Here is a 22,554-nt window from a genome sequence, read left to right as displayed (position 1 = left end):
GGTGCTGGTTACATCGGTTTCCGATCAGTACACATCCCGCCGATACCGCCCATCCTCTATCAGCTGTTGCATTACAGCTTCCCCGAGGATGGCATTGAGCGCGGCATCTACCCCGGCAGCCATGCCTTGCAGGCTGCCGCAGACATACACACAAGCGCCATCCGCCACCCAGCGCTTGAACTCTTCAGCCTGCTGCAGCAACACATCCTGCACATACACCTTCTCGGCCTGATCCCGCGAAAATGCCAGGTCCAGGCGTGCCAGGTCGCCGCTTTCCAGCCAGCCTTGCAGCTCGTCACCACACAGCAGGTCATGCGCCCGGTTACGTTCGCCGAACAGTAGCCAGTTGCGCTGCTCGCCGGCATTCACCCGTGCGCGGAGCAGGCTGCGCAGGCCGGCCAGGCCAGTGCCGTTGCCGATCAACACCAGCGGTGCAGCAGTTTCCGGCAGGTGGAAGCTGCTGTTGCGCCGCAAACGCATGCTCAGCGTACCGTCAAGCGGCAGGTACTCGGTCAGCCAGCCGGAACCCAGGCCCAGGTTGCCATCGGCATGGCGTTCCTGGCGCACGATCAGCTCCAGCACGCCATCACTGGCGATCGAGGCAATCGAGTACTCGCGGCTGCCGATCGGTACCAGTGCGTCGACCAGAGCTTGCGGCTGCAGGCCGATCAGGTGATCGCGACGGGTCGGCAACTGGCGGCCGGCCAGGGCCTGGGCGAGGGTTTCGCCCAGGCCATTCACTTGCACCTTGGCCCCGGTGTCCAGCGCCATGCCATCGAGGAAGGCGTCGATCCTCGGCTGGCCATTGAGCGGCAGGATCTCCACCAGGTCACCGGCTTCCCAGCTGGCAGGCTGTTCCGGTCGCAGGCCCAGCAGGTACACCGGCTGGCCTTGGCTGCCCGGGTTGAGCAGTTCACGGCGCACCAGCGACCAGCTGCCGAAACTCGGCGGCTGCCAGGCAGCCACTGGCTGGGCGCCGGTCAGTTGCGCCAGCTCCTGCTGCCACTGCTGCAGCGCGGCCTGGTCGGCGTTGTCCACTTCCACCGGGCTGAATGCACTGGTGGCACCGCGTTCACCCAGCCATGCCTGCAGGCGGCGGGCGAAGCCGCAGAAGTGCGGATACTGGCGGTCACCGAGGGCGAGCAGGGCATAGCTGAGGTTCTCCAGCGCCCAAGGTTGGCCGAGCACCTTGCGTTCGAAGGCGCGGGCGCTGTCGGGGGCTTCGCCGTCGCCGAAGGTGCTGACCACGAACAGTGCACGGCGGGCCTGGCTCAGGTCGCTTTCATCCAGTTCTGCCAGGGCGCGTACCTGCACTGGCAGGCCGGCGGCCTGAAGCTGCCCGGCGCTCTGCCAGGCCAGTTGTTCGGCAAGCCCGCTCTGGCTGGCAAAGCTGATCAGCCAGCTGTCGCCGCTGGTAGTGTTGCTGGTGACGTTGCCACGGGCGGCACGCACCTGGCGCTTCTTGCGCCGGCGGTCGAGGTACAGCAGCCAGCCGGTGACGAAGAACAGCGGCATGGTCAGGCTGGCGATGGTGACGATGATGCGCCCCGGCAGCCCGAAGTATTCGCCCACGTGCAGGGCGTAGACGCTCTGCAGCAACTGGGCCTTGAAGGACTTGTCGGTGTAGCGGTCATGTCTTTTCACTTGGCCGCTGACCGGGTCCAGCACCAGGGTGTTGAAGGCACGTGGGTGGTCGGCGTTGTCCAGCAGGTAGAACAGGTTGGCCGGCTGGCCGCCTACGGGTGGCAGGCGCAGGTTGTACATCGCCAGGCCCGGGCCGGCCGCGTCCTTGAGATTGGCCCATATCGCGTCGTAGTCGACCACCAGTGGTGGGGCGTTCTTGTCGATCTTCTGCGGCCCGTGGCGGCCACGGCCTTCGCCGCGCTTTTGCTGCTGGCCGGCGGCCGGCGCGTCGGCCAGCAGCTTGTTCAGGCCTTCGCGGTACCACTCGTAGGACCAGAACAGCCCGGTCAGGGCGAACAGCAGGTAGAACAGCAGGCACCAGGTGCCGGCCACCGCGTGCAGGTCCCAGTTGAAGGCGCGGCCTTTCTTGGCCCAGTCGAAGGTCAGCCAGGTGCGCCAGTCCAGCGCCTTGCGCGGCCAGCGCAGGTACAGGCCGGAGAGGCAGAAGAACACCAGCATCAAGGTGCAGGCACCGGTGATCTGCCGGCCGCTGTCGCCCATGGCCAGGAAGCGGTGCAGGTTGAGCATGAGGTTGAAGAAGCCTTGCCCGGCCACTTCTCCCTTGAGTTCGCCGGTGTATGGGTCTGCGTAGCGCAGCGGGCCACGGCGCTCGCCTGGTGGCGGGGTGAAGGAGACGCGTGCGGCGTTGCCTTCGCGCACATCGACCCAAAGCATCGCTACCTTGTCGTGCTGCTGGGCCTCGACCCGCCGGACCAGTTCGGCCGGTGGCAGCACGCCCTCCGGGCGCACCTGGACCTTCAGGACATCGGCATTCAGCGCGCGCAGCAGCTCTTCCTGAAACGAGTACAAGGCCCCGGTGATACCCATTAAGGCCAGCACCAGGCCAGCGGTGATGCCAAAGAACCAGTGCAATTGGAACAGCGTCTTCTTCACCACATGATCACCTTGTGTTTCTGCCGCACACCGCGCGGCGTGCATTATGCCTTGATACGCAAAAGCCCCGCTCACGGGAATGAACGGGGCAGGGTGGGCTAGTCAGTCAGGCTTGTTGGCTGTACCGGCCTCTTCGCGGGTGAACCCGCTCCCACAGGTACTGCACTGACCTCAGGTCCAGGGATATCTCTGTGGGAACGGGTTCCCCCGCGAAAGGGCCGGCACAGGCGCAGCCCATTCAACAGATCAGTCCGATCCCGGCGTCAGAAGTGGAAGCTGGTGGTCAACAGTGCAGTCCGCCCAGCGGCCTGGTTGGCATAGTGCCCACTGTAGGCCTTGTCGTAGTAGACCTCGTTGGTGAGGTTCTGCACGTTCAACTGCAGGTCGACGTGCTTGGTCAGCTTGTAGCTGGCCATGGCGTCGTAGCGCCAGTACGAGTCGACCATCACGCTGTTGGTGGTGTTGCCGAACACTTCATCGACATAGAAGGCACCACCACCAATGGTCAGCTTCGGGGTGACGTTGTAGGTGGTCCACAGGGTCAGGCTGTTGTTCGGTGTGTTGGGCAACTGATTGCCATCGTTGTAACCATCGACGAACACCGTGCCGACCCGCTGCGCGCCGCCGTCGACGAGCTTGGCATCCAGGTAGGTGTAGCCAGCGAATACCTGCCAGGCGTCGGTCAGCTTGCCGCTGGCGCTGAGCTCCAGGCCATCGACACGGGTCTTGCCGATGTTCTGGTAGGTGTTGTTATCCACCAGAACACGAGCGTCTTCCTTCTCGGTGCGGAAAATGGCTGCGGTCAACGCCAGGCGTTCGTCGAGCAGATCCCACTTGGTACCGATTTCGTAGTTGGTGGTTTTTTCCGGTTTCAGCTCGCTGGTGGTGGTGGCCGTGAGCAGTGCGTTGCCGTCGGAACCTTCGCCGAGCGAAGCGCCAGGCGGGGTGGCGGAGGTGGCATAGGACACATAGATGCTGCCGTTCTCGGCAGGCTTCCAGGTCAGGCCCAGTTGGCCAGTGACGAATTCACTGGTGTCCTCGGTCTTGAAGCTGGTGGAGCCGTTGGCCGCTTTGGTCTTGACCTTGGTGTCGAAGTGGTCGTAACGCAGGCCCATGGTCAGCAACCAGGCCGGGTCGAGTTCCAGCGTGTCGGTGAAGTAGATGGCGCGCGTGTTGCCAGAAGTATCGGCACCGGCTTCGGTGCGGCTGATGGTGCCGTCCCACTCTTCATGCGGATTTGGGTTCGGGAACGAGGTGCAGACACCAGAGATCTGGCCTGTTGCGCTCGAGCAGTTGCCAGCGCTGAAACCGGTGACGTCATAGCCTGATTTCACCGATGTTTCCCGGCTGAGCTCGATACCAGTGGAGAAGCTGTTCTTCATGCCACCAACATAGAAATCACCATACAGGTCGGTCTGGTTGGTGGTCGTGCGGGTGTTGGCGACACGGTTGTTCGGGCGACGCCAGACTTCACCGTTGAGGATGTTGCCCTTGCTGTCGTCTGGCTGGCTGTAGATGTAGTCCTGCAGCGTGTTGCCGTGGCGCAAGGTGTTCTTGATGGTCAGCGAGTCGCTCAGGTCGTGCTCGATGCTGATGGTCGAAATATCTGCACGGCTCTTGGAGAAATCGCGACCGACCAGGCCGTAGTAGTTGCTGCTGCTGCCACCGCCGTGGGTCGGCTTGTCCGGGTTGGCCGAGGTGCGAGCGGCCGAGCTGCCGGAGCGCAGGCTGTAGGGAATACCCGAATCCGGCAGGTCGTCGCTTTCGACGTGGTAGTAATCAAGGCTCACGCGGGTATCGGTGCCCAGACCGAACACCAGCGAAGGAGCCACGCCCCAGCGGTCGTAGTTGACCTCATCGCGGCCGGCGACGTTGCTTTTGTGGGTCATCAGGTTCAGGCGGCCAGCGACGCTGTCGCTGAACTGGTAGTTGCCATCCAGGGTGTAGCGCTGGGTCTGATCGCTGCCCCAGGTCCAGGCGCCGTCGAGCGAATTGCCCAGGTGCGCACGCTTGCTGACCATGTTGATGGTGCCACCGGCAGCGCCGCGGCCAGCGATCGAGGAGTTCGGGCCCTTGGCCACTTCTACCGATTCGATGGCGAAGATTTCGCGGGTTTGCGAACCGGTATCGCGCACGCCGTCCAGGTACATCGAGCTTTGGCTGTCGAAGCCGCGAATGAATGGGCGATCGCCGGAGGGGTTGCCACCTTCGCCGGCACCCATGGTGATGCCCGGCACGGTGCGCAGTGCATCTTGCAGGGTCAAGGCGCTGGTGTCCTTGATCACTTGCTGCGGGATCACGGTGATCGAGCGTGGGGTATCTACCAGCGGCGCGGTGTACTTCTGCGAGGAGGCCTTGTCGACCTTGTAATCGGTGCTGGCCTGTTCAGCCTTGCCGTTGACGCTGGTGGCGTCGAGGGTGATAGCGCTGCTGGCGGCCGGGTCGGCTGCATAGGCAGAGGAGGCACTGAGGGCAACGCCGATGGCAGACACGATCAGGCGTGGTGAACTCACTGCAGATGGTACGGATTGGCGCATTGCTAAGGACCTTCCCCAAGGTGGTAAGGCCGCGGATCTTAATGTAAGCAATTGTGAGTCACAATTGAGAGTAGTTACCATTCGTGAAGAATTTACAATCTTTACAATTTCCGTTTACGGTTTCATCAAGCTGAAACGTCTTAAGCGGCGAATGGGGCTTGTGAAGCGCAAAAGGGAATCAATATCATTGGCACCTTTACAATTTCCAACGGTGGCGCCGCCATGCTGCTTCACATCCCCGGCCTGTTCGACGCCGATGAACTGGCCCGTATCCGCGAGGCGCTGGAGCAGGCCGACTGGGCCGACGGCAAGATCACGGCCGGCTATCAGTCGGCCAAGGCCAAGCACAACCTGCAGTTGCCGGAAGGCCACCCGTTGGCCAAGGAGATCGGCACTGCACTGATCGACCGCCTGTGGCAAACCCCGCGCTTCATGTCCGCAGCCTTGCCGCACAAGGTGTTCCCGCCGCTGATCAACTGCTACCGCGAAGGCGGCAATTTCGGCTTCCACATCGACAATGCCCTGCGCCAGCCCAAGGGCAGCCCGGAGCGGGTGCGTACCGACCTGTCTTCCACGCTGTTCCTCAGCGAGCCGAACAGCTACGACGGCGGCGAGCTGGTGATCCAGGACACCTATGGCGTGCAGCAGGTCAAGCTGGCTGCCGGTGACCTGGTGCTGTACCCCGGCACCAGCCTGCACAAGGTCAACCCTGTTACCCGAGGCCAGCGTTACGCCGCGTTCTTCTGGACCCAGAGCCTGGTGCGCGAGGACAGCCAGCGGGCGTTGCTGTTCGAGATGGACAATGCCATCCAGCAACTGACTGCCGATGTGCCGGACCATCCATCATTGCTGCAACTGACCGGCACCTACCACAACCTGCTGCGCCGCTGGGCCGAGGTCTGAATCGTGTCCTATCAGTTGCGGCGTGAGGAAGTGGTCGATGTGGCCGGTTTGCAGGCCATGCTGGAAGAAAGCCCTGGCAAGGCCGCCCAGGCGATCCTGGCGGCGGCCGGGCAGGGCGCGGTGGAGGCACAGTTGCTGCTGGGGCAGATCCTGCTGGACGGGCGCGGCATTCAGGCGGACGCTGCCGTCGCCAGGCGCTGGTTCGGCATCGCCGCGCAGGGCGGCAGTGCCATGGCGCACAACATGCTGGGGCGTTGCCTGGAGCATGGTTGGGGTGGTGAACCAAGCCAGGCGCAGGCAGCCATCCACTATGCGCGTGCGGCCGATGCCGGGCTGGACTGGGGGCTTTACAACCTGGGCAACCTGCTGGCTACCGGGCGCGGCATACCAGCCAACCAGGCGCAGGCGCTGATGTGCTACGAGAAGGCCGCGCACATGGGCCATGCCAAGTCGATGAACCTGTACGGGCGTTACCTGGAGCAAGGCATCGCCACGGCGCCCAACCCGGCACGGGCGGTGCGCTGGTACCGGCGTTCGGCCCAGGCGGGGGACTTTCGTGGCATGTTCAGCCTGGCGCTGGTGCTTGTCGAGCGGGGGCAAGTGGCGGAAGCCGGGCCTTGGCTGGAACGAGCGCGGGTCGAGGGAAACATGAATTTCCTGCGCAGCGCGCTGGTGACCTTGCAGGGTGCGGGGCCGGTGTTGATGGCCTTTGCGGCGCGGTATGCCGAGGAGATCGAACGGCGGGAAGCTTGAGGTTCCCTCAAGGCCCGCAGTACCTGGAGGGGCAGCCTTGTGCTGCGAAGATGCCGGCATGACAAAAGATGGCCTTTGGCAGCTATGGCCTCTTCGCAGCACAAGGCTGCTCCTACAGGGAGTTGCACAGGCCTGAAGGCGGAAAGCACAAGTGAAAACGGGGCCTTGCGGCCCCGTTCTGCATTACAGGTAGTAAGCCTTCAGCGGCGGGAAGCCGTTGAACTCCACTGCGCTGTAGCTGGTGGTATAGGCACCGGTCGACAGCCAGTACAGGCGGTCGCCGATGGCCAGGTTCAAGGGTAGGCCATACTTGTAGTGCTCGTACATGATGTCGGCGCTGTCGCAGGTAGGGCCGGCGATGACCACTTCTTCGGTCTCGCCTTTCTTCTCGGTCCAGATCGGGAACTTGATGGATTCGTCCATGGTTTCGATCAGGCCAGAGAACTTGCCCACGTCGGTGTAGATCCAGCGCTCGACGGCGGTGCGCGACTTGCGTGCAACCAGGACCACTTCGCTGACCAGGATACCGGCGTTGGCAATCAGCGAACGGCCCGGCTCGAGGATGATTTCCGGCAGGTCGTCACCGAAGTCTTCCTTCAGGAAGCGGATGATCTCTTCGGCGTAGGTTTCCAGGCTGTTGGTGCGGGTGATGTAGTTGGCCGGGAAGCCGCCACCCATGTTGATAAGCTTCAGCTCGATGCCGTCTTCTTCCTTCAGGCGCTCGAAGATCACCTTTACCTTGGCGATGGCAGCATCCCACACGCTGATGTCGCGCTGCTGCGAGCCGACATGGAAGGAAATGCCGTAAGGCACCAGGCCCAGGTCGCGGGCGAGGATCAGCAGGTCCATGGCCATGTCGGTCTGGCAGCCGAACTTGCGCGACAGCGGCCAGTCGGCAGTGGTCGAGCCTTCGGTGAGGATACGCACGTACACCTTCGAACCCGGTGCGGCCTTGGCGATGTTGCGCAGGTCGGCTTCCGAGTCGGTGGCATACAGGCGCACGCCCTTCTCGTAGAAGTAGCGGATGTCCTTGGACTTCTTGATGGTGTTGCCGTAGCTGATACGGTCAGCGCTGACGCCGCGGCCCAGCACCTTGTCCAGTTCGTAGATCGAGGCGATGTCGAAGCTCGAACCTTTCTCTTTGAGCAGGTCGATGATTTCCACGGCCGGGTTGGCCTTGACCGCGTAGTACACCTTGGCGAATTCGAAACCAGCACGCAGGTCGTCGTAGGCCTGGCTGATCATCTGGGTATCGATGAGTACGAACGGGGTTTCCTGCTTGTCGGCGAACGCCTTCATTTTCTGGAAGGTGTCACGCGCGAAATAGTCTTCGACCTGGATCGACATGCTCAGGGACTCCATGGGCAAACTGAAAATTTAAGTGGCTGCAAACTGAACGTCCTCCGTATCCCCACTTTGGTTCGCCTACTCAGTACTTGAGCCGGATGGATCGTTTCCAGCATGGACGTTCGGCGCGCACTTTAGGGCGTGAAGAATGCAGAATCAACAGGCAATCCGGGCGTGATCGACGCGGATCGACGACCTGCCATTTGAATAACCGACCCATGTGACCGGCTGATGTTCCCGGCGAGGTTTCAAGCGTAAAAAATTGTGGAATGGGTCGTATTGCGGCCTTCGCGGGTAAACCCGCTCCCACAGGGTTTCCCCTATCGCCGCGGCAGCGGGCTTGCCCGCCAAAGGGCCTCAGGTGTTCATATTTATGGCCACATTTTCCTGGCACCGCCGTGCATGAAAAAGACGATAAATTTTTTGTTACCGACTGGCGGAATTGCCGTGCTGGATGAGAAACATTACTATTCGCACCCTTGTCTGCCTCCCTGATGACCCCGACCGTGTCCGGACCCAAAGGCTTCCTCGACCACTACCACGAGCTGATCGGCACCTGGACGCGCAAGTTGCGCAGTCGACAGCAGGCCGAGGACCTCACCCACGATGCCTTTGTCCGGGTACTGGAAAACCCGCGCGAGCAGGTCGAGCAGCCACGCGCCTACCTGCACCAGACCGCACGAAATATTGCCGTGGATGGTTTCCGGCGTGAGGACCGCCGCCAGGCCCTGGAGCTGCAAACCTTCGACGAAGGCGTGGCCGGCAGTGACGACCCCGAAGCCTACGTGCATGCGCTGGAGCTGGCCGACAGTGTCGAGCGGGCGCTGGCCGAACTGCCGCTCAATTGCCGGCAGGTGTTCATCTGGCAGAAGCTCGAAGGCCTGACCCAGGCCGAGATCGCCGAGCGCATGGGGTTGAGCAAGAACATGGTCGAAAAGTATATGATCCGCACGCTCCGGCATCTGCGTGAGCACCTGGATGTGTCGGCATGATGAGTCAGGAGACCTTTTCGATGAAACAGCACGGTACCGATACCGTCCGCGAACAGGCGGCGGCGTGGTTCGCCCGGGTGCAGGATGCGCCGCGCGATGCCGGGCTGCAGGCGCAGCTGCATGCCTGGCTGGAAGGCGATGCACGGCACCGTGATGAGTACCAGCAGCTCGCCCGCCTGTGGCAGGCCGCCGACTTCATCCCGCGCCAGCGCCTTGAAGCGCTGTGTCAGCCGGCCCCGGTACGCCAGTTGCCACGTCGGCGCTTCGCGCGCCAGGCCTTGGCCGCCAGCCTGGCCGCACTGGCGTTGGGCCTGGGCTGGGGCGGCTGGCATTACCAGCAACTGAATCATCAGGGCAGCTTGCAGACCGCCCTCAACGAACGCCGCCAGGTCGAACTGCCGGATGGTTCGCACCTTGAGCTCAATGGGAGCACGCGAGTGCAGGTCGCTTTCAGCGCCGGCCAGCGGCATGTCCGGCTGATGGCGGGTGAAGTGATGTTCACCGTCGCCCATGACAGTGGCAGGCCGTTCGTGGTCGACACCGCGCAGGGTAGCGTGACTGTCACCGGTACCCGTTTCGACGTCCGTCTGGACCCAGCCAGCACCCGTGTGGCGGTGGAGCAGGGCTCGGTGCGTGTGCAGGGCAAGGGCGCCTCGCTGGCGCAGCTCACGGCGGGCCAGGGCTCGCATATAGATGCACAAGGCCAGGTGGCCGCGCCCTATGCGGTGAATACCGGCGCCCTGACTGCCTGGCGCCAAGGCCGGCTGGTGTTCGACAACGCCACCCTGGCCGAGGTGGTGGCCGAAGCTTCGCGCTACCGTAGCCAGCCGCTGCGGGTCGCCCCCGGCAAAGTCGCGCAGCTGCGGCTGTCCAGCACCTTCAGCACCGATGACACCGACGCGCTGCTGCGTGCCTTGCCGAGCATCCTGCCGGTGGCCGTCAAGGCCAACGAAGATGGCTCGCGCGAAATAATCGCGAAATAGATTCAGGTTTTTTTCCGCTCGTTCGTCTTCCCCGCCAGCTGCAACTGCCAAGCATTTCCATTTGCATGCGGTTGGCGTTTATTCCGTACTCCAGGAAGTCTCGACGACGTGAACAACAACAAGCCCTTCCCACGCTTCCGCGCCCTGGCGCTGGCCCTGGCGGTCAGCGCCGTGGCCGTCAACAGCCAGGCCGCAGAGGCCGGCAGCACTATCCAGATTCAAGCCCAACCCTTGGCATCGGCGCTGAACCAACTGGGCCAGCAGACCAACCTGCAGCTGTTCTTCAGCCCCGAGCTGGTGGCCGGCAAGCAGGCCCCGGCGGTTTCCGGCCAGCTGGCGCCCGAGCAGGCGCTGCAGCAGTTGTTGCAAGGCAGCGGCCTGACCTACGAGATGTCCCAGGGCACCGTGGTGGTGAAGCCGGCTCAGGCCGATGGCATCCTCACCACCGGCAGCCTGGAGCTGGCGCCCACCGACATCAAGGTGGTGGGTGACTGGCTGGGAGACGCCCAGCAGAGCGTGGTGCAGAACCACCCCGGCGCGCGCACCGTGGTACGCCGCGAGGCGATGGTGGAGAAGGGCGCAATGAACGTGCGCGACGTGCTGCGCGGCATCCCGGGTGTGCAGGTGCAGGATTCCAATGGCACCGGCGGCAGCGACCTGTCGCTGAACGTGGGTGTTCGCGGCCTCACTTCGCGCCTGTCGCCACGCTCCACGGTGCTGATCGACGGCATCCCGGCCGCCTTCGCGCCCTATGGGCAGCCGCAGTTGTCGATGGCGCCGATTTCCTCGGGCAATCTCGACAGCATCGACGTGGTGCGTGGCGCCGGTTCCGTGCGTTATGGCCCGCAGAACGTCGGTGGGGTGATCAACTTCGTTACCCGGGCGATCCCGGAGAAGGCCTCGGCGGAGCTGTCCACCACCCTGGAAACCTCCCAGCACGGAGGCTGGAAGCATACCGAGTCGGCCTTCGTCGGCGGCACGGCGGACAACGGCATGGGCGTGGCGCTGCTGTACACCGGGGTGAATGGCAACGGCTACCGTGAAAGCAACAACGGCAACGACATCGACGACGTCATCCTCAAGACCCACTGGGCGCCGACCGACGTTGACGAGTTCTGGCTCAACTTCCACTACTACGACGGCCGCGCCGACATGCCTGGCGGTCTGACCCAGGCGCAGTACGACAGCAACCCTTACCAGTCGCTGCGCGACTACGACTACTTTGCCGGTCGGCGCAAGGACGTGTCGTTCAAGTGGCAGCGCCAGCTCGACGACGCCACCCAGTTCGAAGTGCTGACCTACTACACCGACAGCTTCCGCGGCAGCGCCATTGCCTCGCGCGACATGAAGACCCTGTCGTCGTACCCGCGCAACTACCACACCTTCGCCATCGAACCGCGGCTGTCGCGGATCTTCTTCGCCGGCCCGACCACCCAGGAAGTCAGCGTGGGCTACCGCTACCTGAAGGAAGCGATGCGTGAACAGTCGACCCGCCTGGCGCTGATCGACAACGTGCCGACGCCAACCCCGACCTCCGACGGCCATGTATTCCAGGACCGCAGTGGCGGTACCGAGGCAAGTGCCTACTACATCGACGACAAGATCGACGTGGGTAACTGGACCATCACCCCGGGTATCCGTTTCGAGCACATCAACACCGATTGGCGCGACCGCCCGGTGCTCGGTGCCAACGGCCAGCCGGTGCCGGAGAAGAAACGCAGCATCACCAGCAACGAGCCGCTACCGGCCCTGAGCGTGATGTACCACCTCTCCGATGCGTGGAAGTTGTTCGCCAACTACGAGACCTCGTTCGGCAGCCTGCAGTACTTCCAGCTGGGCCAGGGTGGTACTGGCAACAGCACGGCCAATGGCCTGGAGCCGGAAAAGGCCAAGACCTACGAGCTCGGTACCCGCTATGACAATGGTGGCTTTGCCGGTGAGCTGACGGCGTTCTACATCGACTTCGACGACGAACTGCAGTACATCAACAACGATGTGGGTTGGACCAACCTCGGCGCGACCAAGCACCAGGGTATCGAGGCTTCGGTGCGCTATGACCTGGACGGGCTGGACCCGCGCCTGGAAGGGCTGTCGGTGAGCGGTGGCTACACCTATACCCGCGCTACTTATGAAGGTGACATTCCTGGCTTCAAGGGCCGTGACCTGCCGTTCTATTCACGCCAGGTGGCCACTGCCGGGGTGCGTTACGCAGTCAACCACTGGACCTGGAACCTGGATGCCTACGCCCAATCCAAGCAGCGCGCGCCGGGTACCGGGATCAATGCCGATGGCAGCTTCAACGGCGACTACATCACCGAGCCGAGTGCGGACGGGCAGTACGGCGATATTCCGGGTTACGTGACCTGGCATGCCCGTGGCGGCTATGAGTTCGGGCCCCAGATGTCCAACCTGAAGCTGGCGGCGGGGGTGAAGAACCTGTTCGACAAGCAGTACTTCACCCGTTCCAGTGACAACAATGCCGGCATCTATGTGGGTGAACCGCGCACCTTCTATGTGCAGGCCAGTGTAGGGTTCTGAGCCGAGATCGCCGGGGCCGCTGTGCGGCCCATCGCGACACAAGGCCGCTCCCACAGGTACCGCGTCAATCCTGAAGCTGATGCGGTACCTGTGGGAGCGGCCTTGTGTCGCGAAAGGGGCGCACAGCGCCCCCAGGGATTAAGAAACCACCGCCTCGGCCGGCGAGACAATGCAGGTCTTTGCTCCGCGCGAACGCCCCGAACTCAGGTAAGCCGCAATCGACTCCTGCGTCACCTCGCCCAGGAACACCTGCTCGGCATCCAGCACCGGCAGCCACGCCCGGTTGAACTCGTACATCCGCGACAACAGGATGCGCAAATGTTCATCATGCGACGCCGTGGCATTGAACGGCCGCAGGAAGTCGCCACAAGTCCCTTGCTGGCGATGCATATCACGGCGGCGCACGTAACCCAGCGCCTTGTTCTGTGCATCGGTCACCACCACGTACCGGCGGTCGTGCTCGTCCAGTAGCTCCAGCGCATCGCTCACCGGCGTCTGCGGGCTTACCGACGGCGCATTGTCTGCCGCATCCTCCGCACGCACCAGCAGCAGGCGTTTCAGGGTGCTGTCCTGGCCTACGAAGTTGCTGACGAATTCATCCGCCGGGTGCGCCAGCAAGGTGTCCGGGTGGTCCAGCTGCAACAACTTGCCGGCGCGGAAGATGGCAATCTTGTCGCCCAGCTTGATCGCTTCGTCAATGTCGTGGCTGACCATGATCACGGTCTTGTTCAACGCCCGCTGCATCTCGAAGAACTCGTTCTGGATCATCTCGCGGTTGATCGGGTCGACCGCGCCGAACGGCTCGTCCATCAGCAGCACCGGCGCTTCCGCCGCCAAGGCGCGGATCACGCCGATACGCTGCTGCTGGCCGCCGGACAGCTCGCGCGGGTAGCGCTGCAGGTACTGCTTGGGCTCCAGCTTGATCATGTGCATCAGCTCGCGGGCGCGTTCATGGCACTTCTGTTTGTCCCAGCCGAGCAGGCGCGGCACCACGGTGATGTTCTCCTCGATGGTCATGTTGGGGAACAGGCCGATCTGCTGGATGACATAGCCGATGTGCCGGCGCAGGGTGACCTCGTCCAGCCCGGTGGTGTCTTCGCCATTGATGAACACCTGGCCGGAAGTGGGCGTGATCAGGCGGTTGATCATTTTCAAGGTAGTGCTCTTGCCGCAGCCCGAGGGGCCGAGGAACACGCAGATTTCACCTTCGTTGACGGTGAGGCTTACCGAGTCGACGGCTTTGACGTCCTTGCCGTTGACGTTGAAGGTTTTGCTGAGGTTCTTCAGTTCGATCATGAGCGCAGTCCTTCTGGAGTCAGGGCACGTTGCAGGGTTTGCAGGAGCAGGTCGGCGATGATCGCCAGCAGGCTGACCAGCACGGCGCCGACCAGCAGCATCGACATGTCGCTGCGGCTGATGGAGGTGAGGATGAGTACGCCGAGGCCGCCAGCGCCGATGGTGGCGGCGATGGTCATGACGCCGATGTTCATCACCACGGCGGTGCGCACGCCGGCAAGGATTACCGGCACGGCGATGGGCAGTTCGACCATGCGCAGGCGCTGGCCGAAGGTCATGCCGATGCCGCGTGCGGCTTCACGGATGCCGGGCTCGACGTTGGTCAGGGCCAGGTAGGTGTTGCGCATGATCGGTAACAACGAATACAGGAACACCGCGGTAATCGCCGGTAGCGGCCCGAGGCCCTGGCCGAACCTGGAGTAGAACGGCAGCAGCAGGCCGAACAGGGCGATGGAAGGGATGGTCAGCAGCACGGTGGCGCTGGCCTGCAGCGGGCCGGCAAAGGCCGGGAAGCGGGTCATGAGGATGCCCAGCGGCACCCCGACCAGAATCGCCAGGCCCACGGCGACGCCGACCAGCATGATGTGCTGCCAGGTCAGTTGCAGCACCTGGGCCCAGTCGAGGTGGGCAAACGTGTCGAGCAGGCTCATGGCTGTACCTCGCTAGGCATTGGGTGCTCACGCAGGAAAGCGGCGGCGACCGTGGTCGGGTTCTGGTGTTCGACGTCGACCTTGGCATTGAGCTGGCGCATGGTTTCGTCATCCAGTTGCTCCGCCAGTGGCTTGAGCAGGCTGGCCAGTTTTGGGTTGGCGTCGAGTACCTGTTTGCGCACCACCGGCGCCGCGGTGTAGTCGGGGAAGTAGTGCTTGTCGTCTTCCAGGAGCTTGAGGTTGAACGCGTTCAGGCGACCATCGGTGGTGTACACAAGGCCTGCGAACACCTGGTTGTTGTGCATGGCGGTGTAGACCAGGCCGGCATCCATCTGGCGGATGTTGGCGCGCCCCACTTGCAGGTCGTACATCTGTTTCAGGCCTACCAGGCCGTCCGGGCGGTTGGCGAACTCGGTGTCCAGTGCCACCAGGTGGTTGCGATGGCTTTCGTCGCGCAGTACCTGGTTGAGGTCACTGATCGAATTTATCTGCGGATAAGCCTCGGCGACCTGCTTGGGCAGGCCCAGCGCGTAGGTGTTGCTGAACTTCGATGGGGTCAGCCAGATCAGGTCTTTCTTCGCATCCAGCGCCTTCACCCTGGCGAAGGTGGCCTCGGCACTGGGCATGCGCTCGTCGATATGGTTGTACGACACCAGCGACACGCCGGTGTATTCCCACATCAGGTCGAGCTGGCCGGTTTCCTGGGCCTGGCGCGCGATATTGCTGCCAAGGCCGGTGGTCACGCGCACGTCATAGCCGTTGGCACGCAGGTGTTGCGCGGTGATTTCGGCGAGTACGGTCTGTTCGGTGAACACCCGCGCGCCGATGCGGATCAGCGGTTTGTCCGCCGCCTGGGCGAATCCTGCGAACAGCACGGCGGCGCCAAGCAGCAAGGCGATTTTCTTGTTCATACGTTCCCTATCCTTATTGGGCCAGGCCACGTTCCAGCCAGCGCTTGCTGGAGAAACTCACCGCCGCGTCCAGCGCCAGCGCCAGCAATGCGGTGCAGGCAGCCCCCAGCAGGAGCTGTGGCTGGTTGTTCAGGGCGATGCCGGGGAAGATCAGGCTGCCCAGGCTGTTGGCGCCAATCAGGAACGCCAGCGGAGCGGTGCCGACGTTCAGCGCCAGGGCCACGCGCACACCGCCAACGATGATCGGCACGGCGTTGGGCAGCTCCACCTGCCACAGTTGCTGGCGCGGGGTCATGCCGATGCCGGTGGCGGCTTCCTTGAGCGAGGTGGGGACGTTTTTCAGGCCCTCGTAGGTGTTGCGCACGATCGGCAGGAGGGAGGCGAGGAACAGCGCGAAGATCGCGGGCCCGGCGCCGATGCCGAGGATACTCAGGGCGATGGCCAGAACGGCCAGGGGAGGGATGGTATTGCCAACGTTGAAGAACTGCATGAAGCGCTCGGCTTTGTCGACCCGGTGCGGTCGACTTAACGCAATGCCGGCGGGGATGCCCACGGCCAGCGCCGCCGCCATCGAAGCCAGCACCAGTACCAGGTGCGCTTGCAGGTAGAACCCAAGATCGTCGCGATAACGCGCGATCGTGTCGATGCCGATCCAGTGGACCAGCAGGGCCAGGATGACGAGCACGGCGGCCCATCCCAACAGCCCTTTTCCGTAGCGTTTAGCCACAGGCGGACTCCTTGTGTTGTCGGCGAGCACACTTCTTGGTTGCCGGCCAGTCCTGGCGGCGGGTGGTGTGTTCGCGAGTAGCAGCGTGACGCACGCCGAAGGCTGCGATCAGGCCATGAGCCGAACCCCGTCGGGCCCGAAAATGCTGATGAAACCAGCTCCTCAACCGAAGCGGGTTGCAGGGGAGTGGACGTCTCCGTGGGCGTAAAGGTTCCCATCTGAGGCGGCATTTGGCCAGTGTTAATCACTGGTTAGTCTGAAACTTGACGAGAAAAAGCAGCGGGTTGGTGCGCTGTAGGCGTTGAAATAACTGACCTTTGGCCATTTGTCGTGATAAAGCGGGTGGTTGTTGAATTTGTAATGGCAGTGCCGGCCTCTTCGCGGGCACGCCCGCTCCCACAGGGATCTCCACTGCTGTGCGGGCCTGTGCAGTACCTGTGGGAGCGGGCGTGCCCGCGAAAGGGCCGGAACAGGCACCGCCGGTTCATCAAGTTTTGGTCCCGGCCCAACTTCAGGTATGATATCGCCCCTTTTTAATCCCCCAGTCAGGCGATTTCCCATGACCAACCAGGCCGCCGAAGTCGCGAAGCGCCGCACTTTCGCAATCATTTCCCACCCCGACGCCGGTAAGACCACCATCACCGAGAAGCTGCTGCTGATGGGCAAGGCCATTGCCGTCGCCGGTACCGTGAAGTCGCGCAAGTCCGACCGCCACGCCACCTCCGACTGGATGGAAATGGAGAAGCAGCGCGGCATCTCCATCACCACCTCGGTGATGCAGTTCCCGTACCGCGAGCACATGATCAACCTGCTCGACACCCCCGGCCACGAAGACTTCTCGGAAGACACCTACCGCACCCTGACCGCGGTGGACTCGGCGCTGATGGTGCTCGACGGCGGTAAAGGTGTAGAGCCACGTACCATCGCCCTGATGGACGTGTGCCGCCTGCGCGACACGCCGATCGTCAGCTTCATCAACAAACTCGACCGTGACATCCGCGACCCGATCGAGTTGCTGGACGAGATCGAAGCCGTGCTGAAGATCAAGGCCGCGCCGATCACCTGGCCGATCGGTTGCTACCGCGACTTCAAGGGCGTGTACCACCTGACCGGTGACTACATCGTGGTGTACACCCCGGGCCACGGCCACGAGCGCACCGAAGCCAAGATCATCCAGAAGCTGGACTCGGACGAAGCCCGTGCCCACCTGGGCGACCAGTACGACTCGTTCGTCGAACAGCTGGAGCTGGTGCAGGGCGCCTGCCACGAATTCAACCAGGAAGAGTTCATCAACGGCCAGCTGACCCCGGTGTTCTTCGGTACCGCGCTGGGCAACTTCGGTGTCGACCATGTGCTTGACGCCGTCGTCGACTGGGCGCCGCGCCCGCTGGGTCGGGTTGCCCACGAGCGCACCGTGGAGCCAGTGGAAGAGAAGTTCACCGGTTTCGTGTTCAAGATCCAGGCAAACATGGACCCGAAACACCGCGACCGCATCGCTTTCATGCGCATCTGCTCGGGCAAGTACGAGAAGGGCATGAAGATGCGCCACGTGCGGATCAACAAGGACCTGCGTATCGGCGATGCGCTGACTTTCTTCTCGTCCGAGCGCGAGCAGCTGGAAGAGGCCTATGCCGGCGACATCATCGGGCTGCACAACCACGGCACCATCCAGATCGGCGACACCTTCACCGAAGGCGAGGCGCTGGGCTTCACCGGTATCCCGCACTTCGCCCCTGAGCTGTTCCGCCGGGTGCGCCTGAAGGACCCGCTGAAATCCAAGCAGCTGCGCCAGGGCCTGCAACAGCTGGCCGAAGAGGGTGCTACCCAGGTGTTCTTCCCTGAGCGCAGCAACGACATCATCCTCGGCGCAGTCGGTGTGCTGCAGTTCGACGTGGTCGCCAGTCGCCTGAAGGAAGAGTACAAGGTCGAGTGCGCCTACGAGCCGATCACCGTATGGTCGGCCCGCTGGATCGGCTGTGACGACAAGAAGAAGCTCGAGGAATTCCAGAACAAGGCCATGGAGAACCTGGCCATCGACGGTGGCGGGCATCTGACCTACCTGGCGCCGACCCGGGTCAACCTGTCGCTGATGGAAGAACGCTGGCCGGACATCAAGTTCCGCGCTACCCGCGAGCACCACTGATTTCGAGAGCTTGCTCCTGATTTTCAGGGCCTGCTCCTGTCCCTTGTGGGAGCGGGTTTACCTGCGAATGCGTCGGTAAACTCAACATCGCATTCGCGGGTGAACCCGCTCCCACAGGGACCGTGTCAAGGTCGAAATCAATTCCCGGCCTTGATACTGGTCCAGATCCGCGTGCGAATACGGTCGATCTTGGCCGGCATCGCCTCCAGCGCATACAGCTTGCCCATCACTTCCTCGCTCGGGTAAATCATCGTGTTGCCCTTCATCGCAGGCTCCACCAGCCCGTCCGCCGCGAGGTTGCCATTGGCGTACTGCACATGGTTGCTGATGTTGGCCATCACCTCCGGCTGCAGCAGGTAGTTCATGTAGGCATACCCGGCCTTTTCATCCGGTGCATCGGCCGGCATGGCGACCATGTCGAACCACATCGGTGCACCTTCTTTGGGTATCGAGTAGCCCACCTTCACCCCGTTCTTCGCCTCCTCGGCACGATTCTTCGCCTGCAGCACATCCCCGGAAAAACCCACCACCACGCAGATATCGCCGTTGGCCAGGTCGCCGGTGTACTTCGATGAATGGAAGTAGCTGATGTAGGGCCGCACCTGCATCAGCAGCGCCTTGGCCTTGTCGTAGTCCGCCGGGTTCTGGCTGTGGTGCGGCAGGCCCAGGTAGTGCAGGGCGATCGGTAACAGCTCGGGGCCGTTGTCCAGCACCGCGACGCCGCAGCTTTTCAGCTTGCTCATGTACTCGGGCTTGAAGATCAGGTCCCAGGAGTCCACCGGGACATTGTCGCCGAGCACCGCCTTGACCTTGTCGATGTTGTAGCCAATGCCGGTGCTGCCCCACAGGTACGGGAAGCCGTATTGGTTACCCGGGTCATTTACCTCCAGTGCCTTGAGCAACACCGGGTTGAGGTTGTGCCAGTTGGGCAGCTGCGACTTGTCCAGCTGCTTCAGGGCCTTGCCCTGGATTTGCCGGGCCATGAAGTGGTTGGACGGGAACACCACGTCGTAGCCGGAGTTGCCGGTCATCAGCTTGCCGTCGAGGGTTTCGTTGCTGTCGTAAACGTCGTAGGTGGGCACGATACCGCTGGCTTGCTGGAAGTTCTTCAGTGTGTCGGGGGCAACGTAGCTGGACCAGTTGTAGATCTTCACCGTTTCGGCGGCGCCGGCCACGCTGGCGGCCAGCATCAGAGGGGCGAGAAGGAGCGTGCGCATGTCGGGGTTACCTTGCTTTGTCTGTTGTTATCGAAGGCAGGCGATCAGCGGATCAGAAAATCAGAACGTAAGTCTTGCGAACGGTCTCCTGGATATCCCAGGTGCCCGTGCTGTTGGCCGGTAGCATCAGTGCGTCTCCGGCTTCTATGAACAAGGGCTCTCCACCGTCAGGGGTGAAGGTGCAGCGGCCCTTGGTGAAATGGCAGAACTCCTGCTGCACGATCTGCCGCCGCCAGCGCCCGGGGGTGCACTCCCAGATGCCGGTTTCGACGCCGTCGCTGCGCTCCACGCAGGTGATCGACGCTACCGCCACGGGCTCGCCAAGCGGTACCGCAACGGGGCTGGAGTTATCAAGCACGACGCTGTCGGTGTTCTTGAAATGGGTGATGCTCATGACCGGTAAATCCTGTGTCGGGGAAAGGGAAGTCAGTGCATGAAGCCTTCCATGAAGTCCGCAAGATTGCTGGCAAGGCGCCGCCTCCACGGCGCGCTGGCGGGGGTGGCGAGGGTCCGGTCCTCGTGGACGAAGCTCTGGATGATTGCGTTGTAGCCCAGCCAGCGGCAGGGCTCGGGTGGCCAACTGGCCAGGCTTGAAAGCGGGCGGTTATCGAGCACCCAGGGTTGCGCGGTCAGTTCGTTGTGCTGGTCGAGGATCAGCGCCGCCAGGGTTCGCCCGCCCAGGTTGGTGGCACCGACGCCTTCGCCGCCGTAGCCGCCGGCCAGGGCGATGCCGCGCTGGCGGTCGCAGAGCATGTGTGGGCGGAAGCGCCGTGCCATGCCCAGGTTGCCGCCCCAGGAGTGGGTGATGCGCACGTGCTTCAGCTGCGGGAACAGTTCGCCGAACAGGTAGCGGCGCAGCTCGATTTCCTGTTCAGTGAGGCGGAAGTTTTCGCGCAGGCGGCCGCCGAAGCGGTAGCCGCCACGGGCGCCGAATACCAGGCGGTTGTCGGCCGTGCGCTGGCCGTAGGTGACCTGGCGGCTGCTCTCGCTGAAGGCCTGGCCCTGGTTCAGGCCGATCTGTTCCCAGGTGGCTTCCGGCAGGGGCTCGGTGGCTACCAGCAGGCTCTGTACCGGCAGCTGATGCTTGCCCAGTGGCGGCAGGCTGACGGCGTAGCCTTCCACGGCGGGTACCAGCCATTGGCAGCGAATGCGCGCCAGCGAGGTGCGCACCTCACCCGGCTGCCAGTCGATGGCTGGGGTGTTCTCGTAGATGGGTACGCCCAGCGCCTCTACCGCCCGGGCCAGACCACGCGCCAGTTTGGCGGGTTGGATGGTCGCGGTGTGCGGGCTGTAGATCGCGCCATAGGCATTGCTGACCCGCAACTGGGCGTCAAGCTGTTCGGGGCGCAGCCAGCGGTAGTCGTCCTCGGTCATGCCCTGGCGATAAAGGTTGTCGAGGTAGGTGCGCAGGCTGCGCTCCTGTTCCGGGTAGCGTGCGGCGCAGTACAGCACGCCGCCTTTGCGGTAGTCGCAGTCGATGCCTTCGCGTTGCAGCACGCCATGTACTTCATCGGGGATGGCATGCAGCAAGTCGATGCTGGCGCGGCGCTGCTGCGGCGACAGGGCGGCCAGAAGGCGGTCTTCGCCGAGCAGGTTGCCCATCAGCCACCCGCCGTTGCGCCCCGAGGCGCCATAACCGGCGATGTAGGCGTCGATTACTGCAATGTTCAGCTGCGGCGCCTGGCGCTTGAGGTAGTAGGCGGTCCACAGGCCAGTGTAGCCAGCGCCGATAATGCATACGTCCGCGTCCAGGTCCTCGCGCAGGGCCGGGCGGGCGCACAACGGCTCGTCTAGCTGGTCCATCCACAGGCTGAGCGTGCGCAGGGGTTGCATCGGGTTCGGCTCCACATCCGTCAGGTCTGTGGGCGATCCTAGTGGTGTCTACGGGCGGCTGTCTTACGTGCGTGCACGCAGGGAAATTTGCTTCAGGTATGCCTTGGGCGTAAGCCCGGTGTGCTCGCGGAAACACTTGTAGAACGCCGACAGGGAGTTGAAGCCGGCATTGAAGGCCAGCTCGTCGATCGTGGCCTCGATGCTGTCGTCATCGAGGCTGGCCATCAGGTGCTGCAGGCGGGCCTGGTTGACGTAGCGGTAGAAGCTTTGCCCGAGCACCTGGTTGAGCAGGTAGGAGATCTGGTTGCGGCTGTAGCCGCTGGCGTGTGCCACCTGCTGCAGGTCCAGCTCCGGGTCCAGGTAGGGGCGCTGGCGCTGGAAGTAGTGTTCCAGGTCCTGGGCCATGGTCGACAGTTGACGGGGCGACAGGCCCAGGCGGCTGGTGGCCGGGCGCGGGCCGTTAGTGGCATGGCCACTGCCGTTCCGGCGGACCAGCGTGGCGTATTCGTTGACCCGCCAGATCAGGCCGTCCTTGACGGTAATCGCCTCGCTGGACTGGAACGCAACCAGGCCGTCGCCGCCTTGGACCGTGACCTGGTACTGAATGAATGCTGTGCAGCCGTCCACGCGGATGCGGTCGCTGTGCACGATATCTTCGCCAGCTTCGTGAGGCAGGCAGGCGCGCACGTAGTCACGCAGTTCCTGATAGCCGAGCACGCGGTTCTGGAAGAAGTCGTGGTACTGAATGTCCGGGTGGTAGAGCGCAATGACACCGTCGAGATCGCGGTGCTTCCAGCACAGGTGGTAGCGAAGCACGGTGTCGGCGGTAAGCGGGGTCTGCTCGGGGCCGTCAGGGAGGGTGTGGGCGGTCATGAGCCTGATAGTGCATTGCAGAACACCCAGCTGCAAGGGTGCGGATCCGGCATATTGCACGGTTTTGCCAAGCGGCTTGGGGAGTAAACCGTTGATTCGGTTGAGTATGATTTTTTGACCGTGATGGCATGGCGCGTGCACCTGTCTGTTCAACATCGAACAAGGAGAAAGGCCATGCGCTCGATACTGCTCTGGATGATTGGGGTGCCGATTCCGGTGATTATTCTGATCTGGTTCTTCATGCATTGAGATTTTAGGGCCACTTTGCGGCCGA

Annotated in this window: 17 protein-coding genes; 6 read left to right on the top strand and 11 right to left on the bottom strand. The window is 63.0% G+C overall.

All coding sequences use genetic code 11. The features are described from left to right. Positions 1-24: 24 nt before the first annotated feature. Positions 25-2,580 (bottom strand): PepSY domain-containing protein, encoded by a 2,556-nt coding sequence (locus ACK1U9_RS14460; RefSeq protein WP_108480929.1) that lies wholly within the window; start codon positions 2,578-2,580, stop codon positions 25-27. A gap of 260 nt (positions 2,581-2,840) precedes the next feature. Further along, positions 2,841-5,114, bottom strand: a complete 2,274-nt coding sequence (locus ACK1U9_RS14455) for a TonB-dependent receptor (protein WP_108480930.1) — start codon at positions 5,112-5,114, stop codon at positions 2,841-2,843. A 222-nt stretch (positions 5,115-5,336) separates the two neighbouring features. Here ACK1U9_RS14455 and ACK1U9_RS14450 point away from each other — a divergent pair, with 222 nt between their 5' ends. Together ACK1U9_RS14450 and ACK1U9_RS14445 are read left to right on the top strand one after the other, a co-directional pair. Beyond that, entirely contained in the window at positions 5,337-6,017 is a 681-nt protein-coding gene (locus ACK1U9_RS14450) for a Fe2+-dependent dioxygenase (RefSeq protein WP_085600652.1), read from the top strand. A gap of 3 nt (positions 6,018-6,020) precedes the next feature. After that, positions 6,021-6,770, top strand: a complete 750-nt coding sequence (locus ACK1U9_RS14445) for a tetratricopeptide repeat protein (protein WP_085600650.1) — start codon at positions 6,021-6,023, stop codon at positions 6,768-6,770. Between the two features lie 183 nt (positions 6,771-6,953). Here ACK1U9_RS14445 and ACK1U9_RS14440 read toward each other — a convergent pair whose 3' ends face one another. After that, positions 6,954-8,117, bottom strand: coding sequence for a type III PLP-dependent enzyme (locus tag ACK1U9_RS14440; protein ID WP_015269027.1), 1,164 nt, complete (start codon positions 8,115-8,117; stop codon positions 6,954-6,956). A gap of 494 nt (positions 8,118-8,611) precedes the next feature. On the opposite strand from ACK1U9_RS14440, the gene ACK1U9_RS14435 reads away from it, so the two are divergent. The 3 genes from ACK1U9_RS14435 (at position 8,612) to ACK1U9_RS14425 (ending at position 12,630) form a co-directional block, all read left to right on the top strand. After that, complete coding sequence (locus ACK1U9_RS14435; RefSeq protein WP_046615799.1) at positions 8,612-9,109, top strand: sigma-70 family RNA polymerase sigma factor; 498 nt, start codon at positions 8,612-8,614, stop codon at positions 9,107-9,109. Between the two features lie 20 nt (positions 9,110-9,129). Beyond that, a complete protein-coding gene (locus ACK1U9_RS14430) occupies positions 9,130-10,092 on the top strand; it encodes a FecR family protein (protein ID WP_108480931.1) in 963 nt (320 codons plus the stop codon). Between the two features lie 108 nt (positions 10,093-10,200). Then, entirely contained in the window at positions 10,201-12,630 is a 2,430-nt protein-coding gene (locus ACK1U9_RS14425) for a TonB-dependent siderophore receptor (RefSeq protein ID WP_108480932.1), read from the top strand. Positions 12,631-12,768: 138 nt separating this feature from the next. On the opposite strand, the gene ACK1U9_RS14420 is transcribed toward ACK1U9_RS14425, so the two are convergent. From ACK1U9_RS14420 to ACK1U9_RS14405, 4 genes are read right to left on the bottom strand one after another with little or no spacing between them, the layout of a single operon-like run. Next, the gene (locus ACK1U9_RS14420; RefSeq protein WP_085600644.1) at positions 12,769-13,926 is read right to left on the bottom strand and encodes an osmoprotectant ABC transporter ATP-binding protein OsmV; all 1,158 of its coding nucleotides are present in this window, start codon (positions 13,924-13,926) and stop codon (positions 12,769-12,771) included. Beyond that, a complete protein-coding gene (locus ACK1U9_RS14415) occupies positions 13,923-14,576 on the bottom strand; it encodes an ABC transporter permease (RefSeq protein WP_046615795.1) in 654 nt (217 codons plus the stop codon). Before ACK1U9_RS14415 ends, ACK1U9_RS14420 begins: the two co-directional genes overlap by 4 nt. Then, the gene (locus tag ACK1U9_RS14410; RefSeq protein WP_108480933.1) at positions 14,573-15,487 is read right to left on the bottom strand and encodes a glycine betaine ABC transporter substrate-binding protein; all 915 of its coding nucleotides are present in this window, start codon (positions 15,485-15,487) and stop codon (positions 14,573-14,575) included. The genes ACK1U9_RS14415 and ACK1U9_RS14410 overlap by 4 nt, the downstream gene beginning before the upstream one ends. 13 nt (positions 15,488-15,500) lie before the next feature. After that, entirely contained in the window at positions 15,501-16,214 is a 714-nt protein-coding gene (locus tag ACK1U9_RS14405; RefSeq protein WP_046615793.1) for an ABC transporter permease, read from the bottom strand. Positions 16,215-16,773: 559 nt separating this feature from the next. Here ACK1U9_RS14405 and ACK1U9_RS14400 point away from each other — a divergent pair. Then, positions 16,774-18,357, top strand: coding sequence for a peptide chain release factor 3 (locus tag ACK1U9_RS14400; protein ID WP_003257876.1), 1,584 nt, complete (start codon positions 16,774-16,776; stop codon positions 18,355-18,357). 137 nt (positions 18,358-18,494) lie between these two features. Here ACK1U9_RS14400 and ACK1U9_RS14395 read toward each other — a convergent pair whose 3' ends face one another. From ACK1U9_RS14395 to ACK1U9_RS14380, 4 genes are all read right to left on the bottom strand, one after another. Next, positions 18,495-19,574, bottom strand: coding sequence for a polyamine ABC transporter substrate-binding protein (locus ACK1U9_RS14395; RefSeq protein WP_046615792.1), 1,080 nt, complete (start codon positions 19,572-19,574; stop codon positions 18,495-18,497). Positions 19,575-19,626: 52 nt separating this feature from the next. Beyond that, positions 19,627-19,968 carry a cupin domain-containing protein gene (locus ACK1U9_RS14390; RefSeq protein WP_046615791.1) on the bottom strand — a complete coding sequence of 114 codons (342 nt, stop codon included), beginning with the start codon at positions 19,966-19,968 and terminating at the stop codon, positions 19,627-19,629. A 32-nt stretch (positions 19,969-20,000) separates the two neighbouring features. Continuing rightward, positions 20,001-21,407 (bottom strand): NAD(P)/FAD-dependent oxidoreductase, encoded by a 1,407-nt coding sequence (locus ACK1U9_RS14385; RefSeq protein ID WP_108480934.1) that lies wholly within the window; start codon positions 21,405-21,407, stop codon positions 20,001-20,003. A 63-nt stretch (positions 21,408-21,470) separates the two neighbouring features. Further along, entirely contained in the window at positions 21,471-22,280 is an 810-nt protein-coding gene (locus ACK1U9_RS14380) for an AraC family transcriptional regulator (protein ID WP_046615789.1), read from the bottom strand. Between the last annotated feature and the right edge of the window lie 274 nt (positions 22,281-22,554).

The sequence above is a fragment of the Pseudomonas sp. XP1 genome (assembly GCF_053557675.1).
Note: the sequence above shows the minus strand (reverse complement) of the source record. Positions and strands in the feature narration are given on the sequence as shown.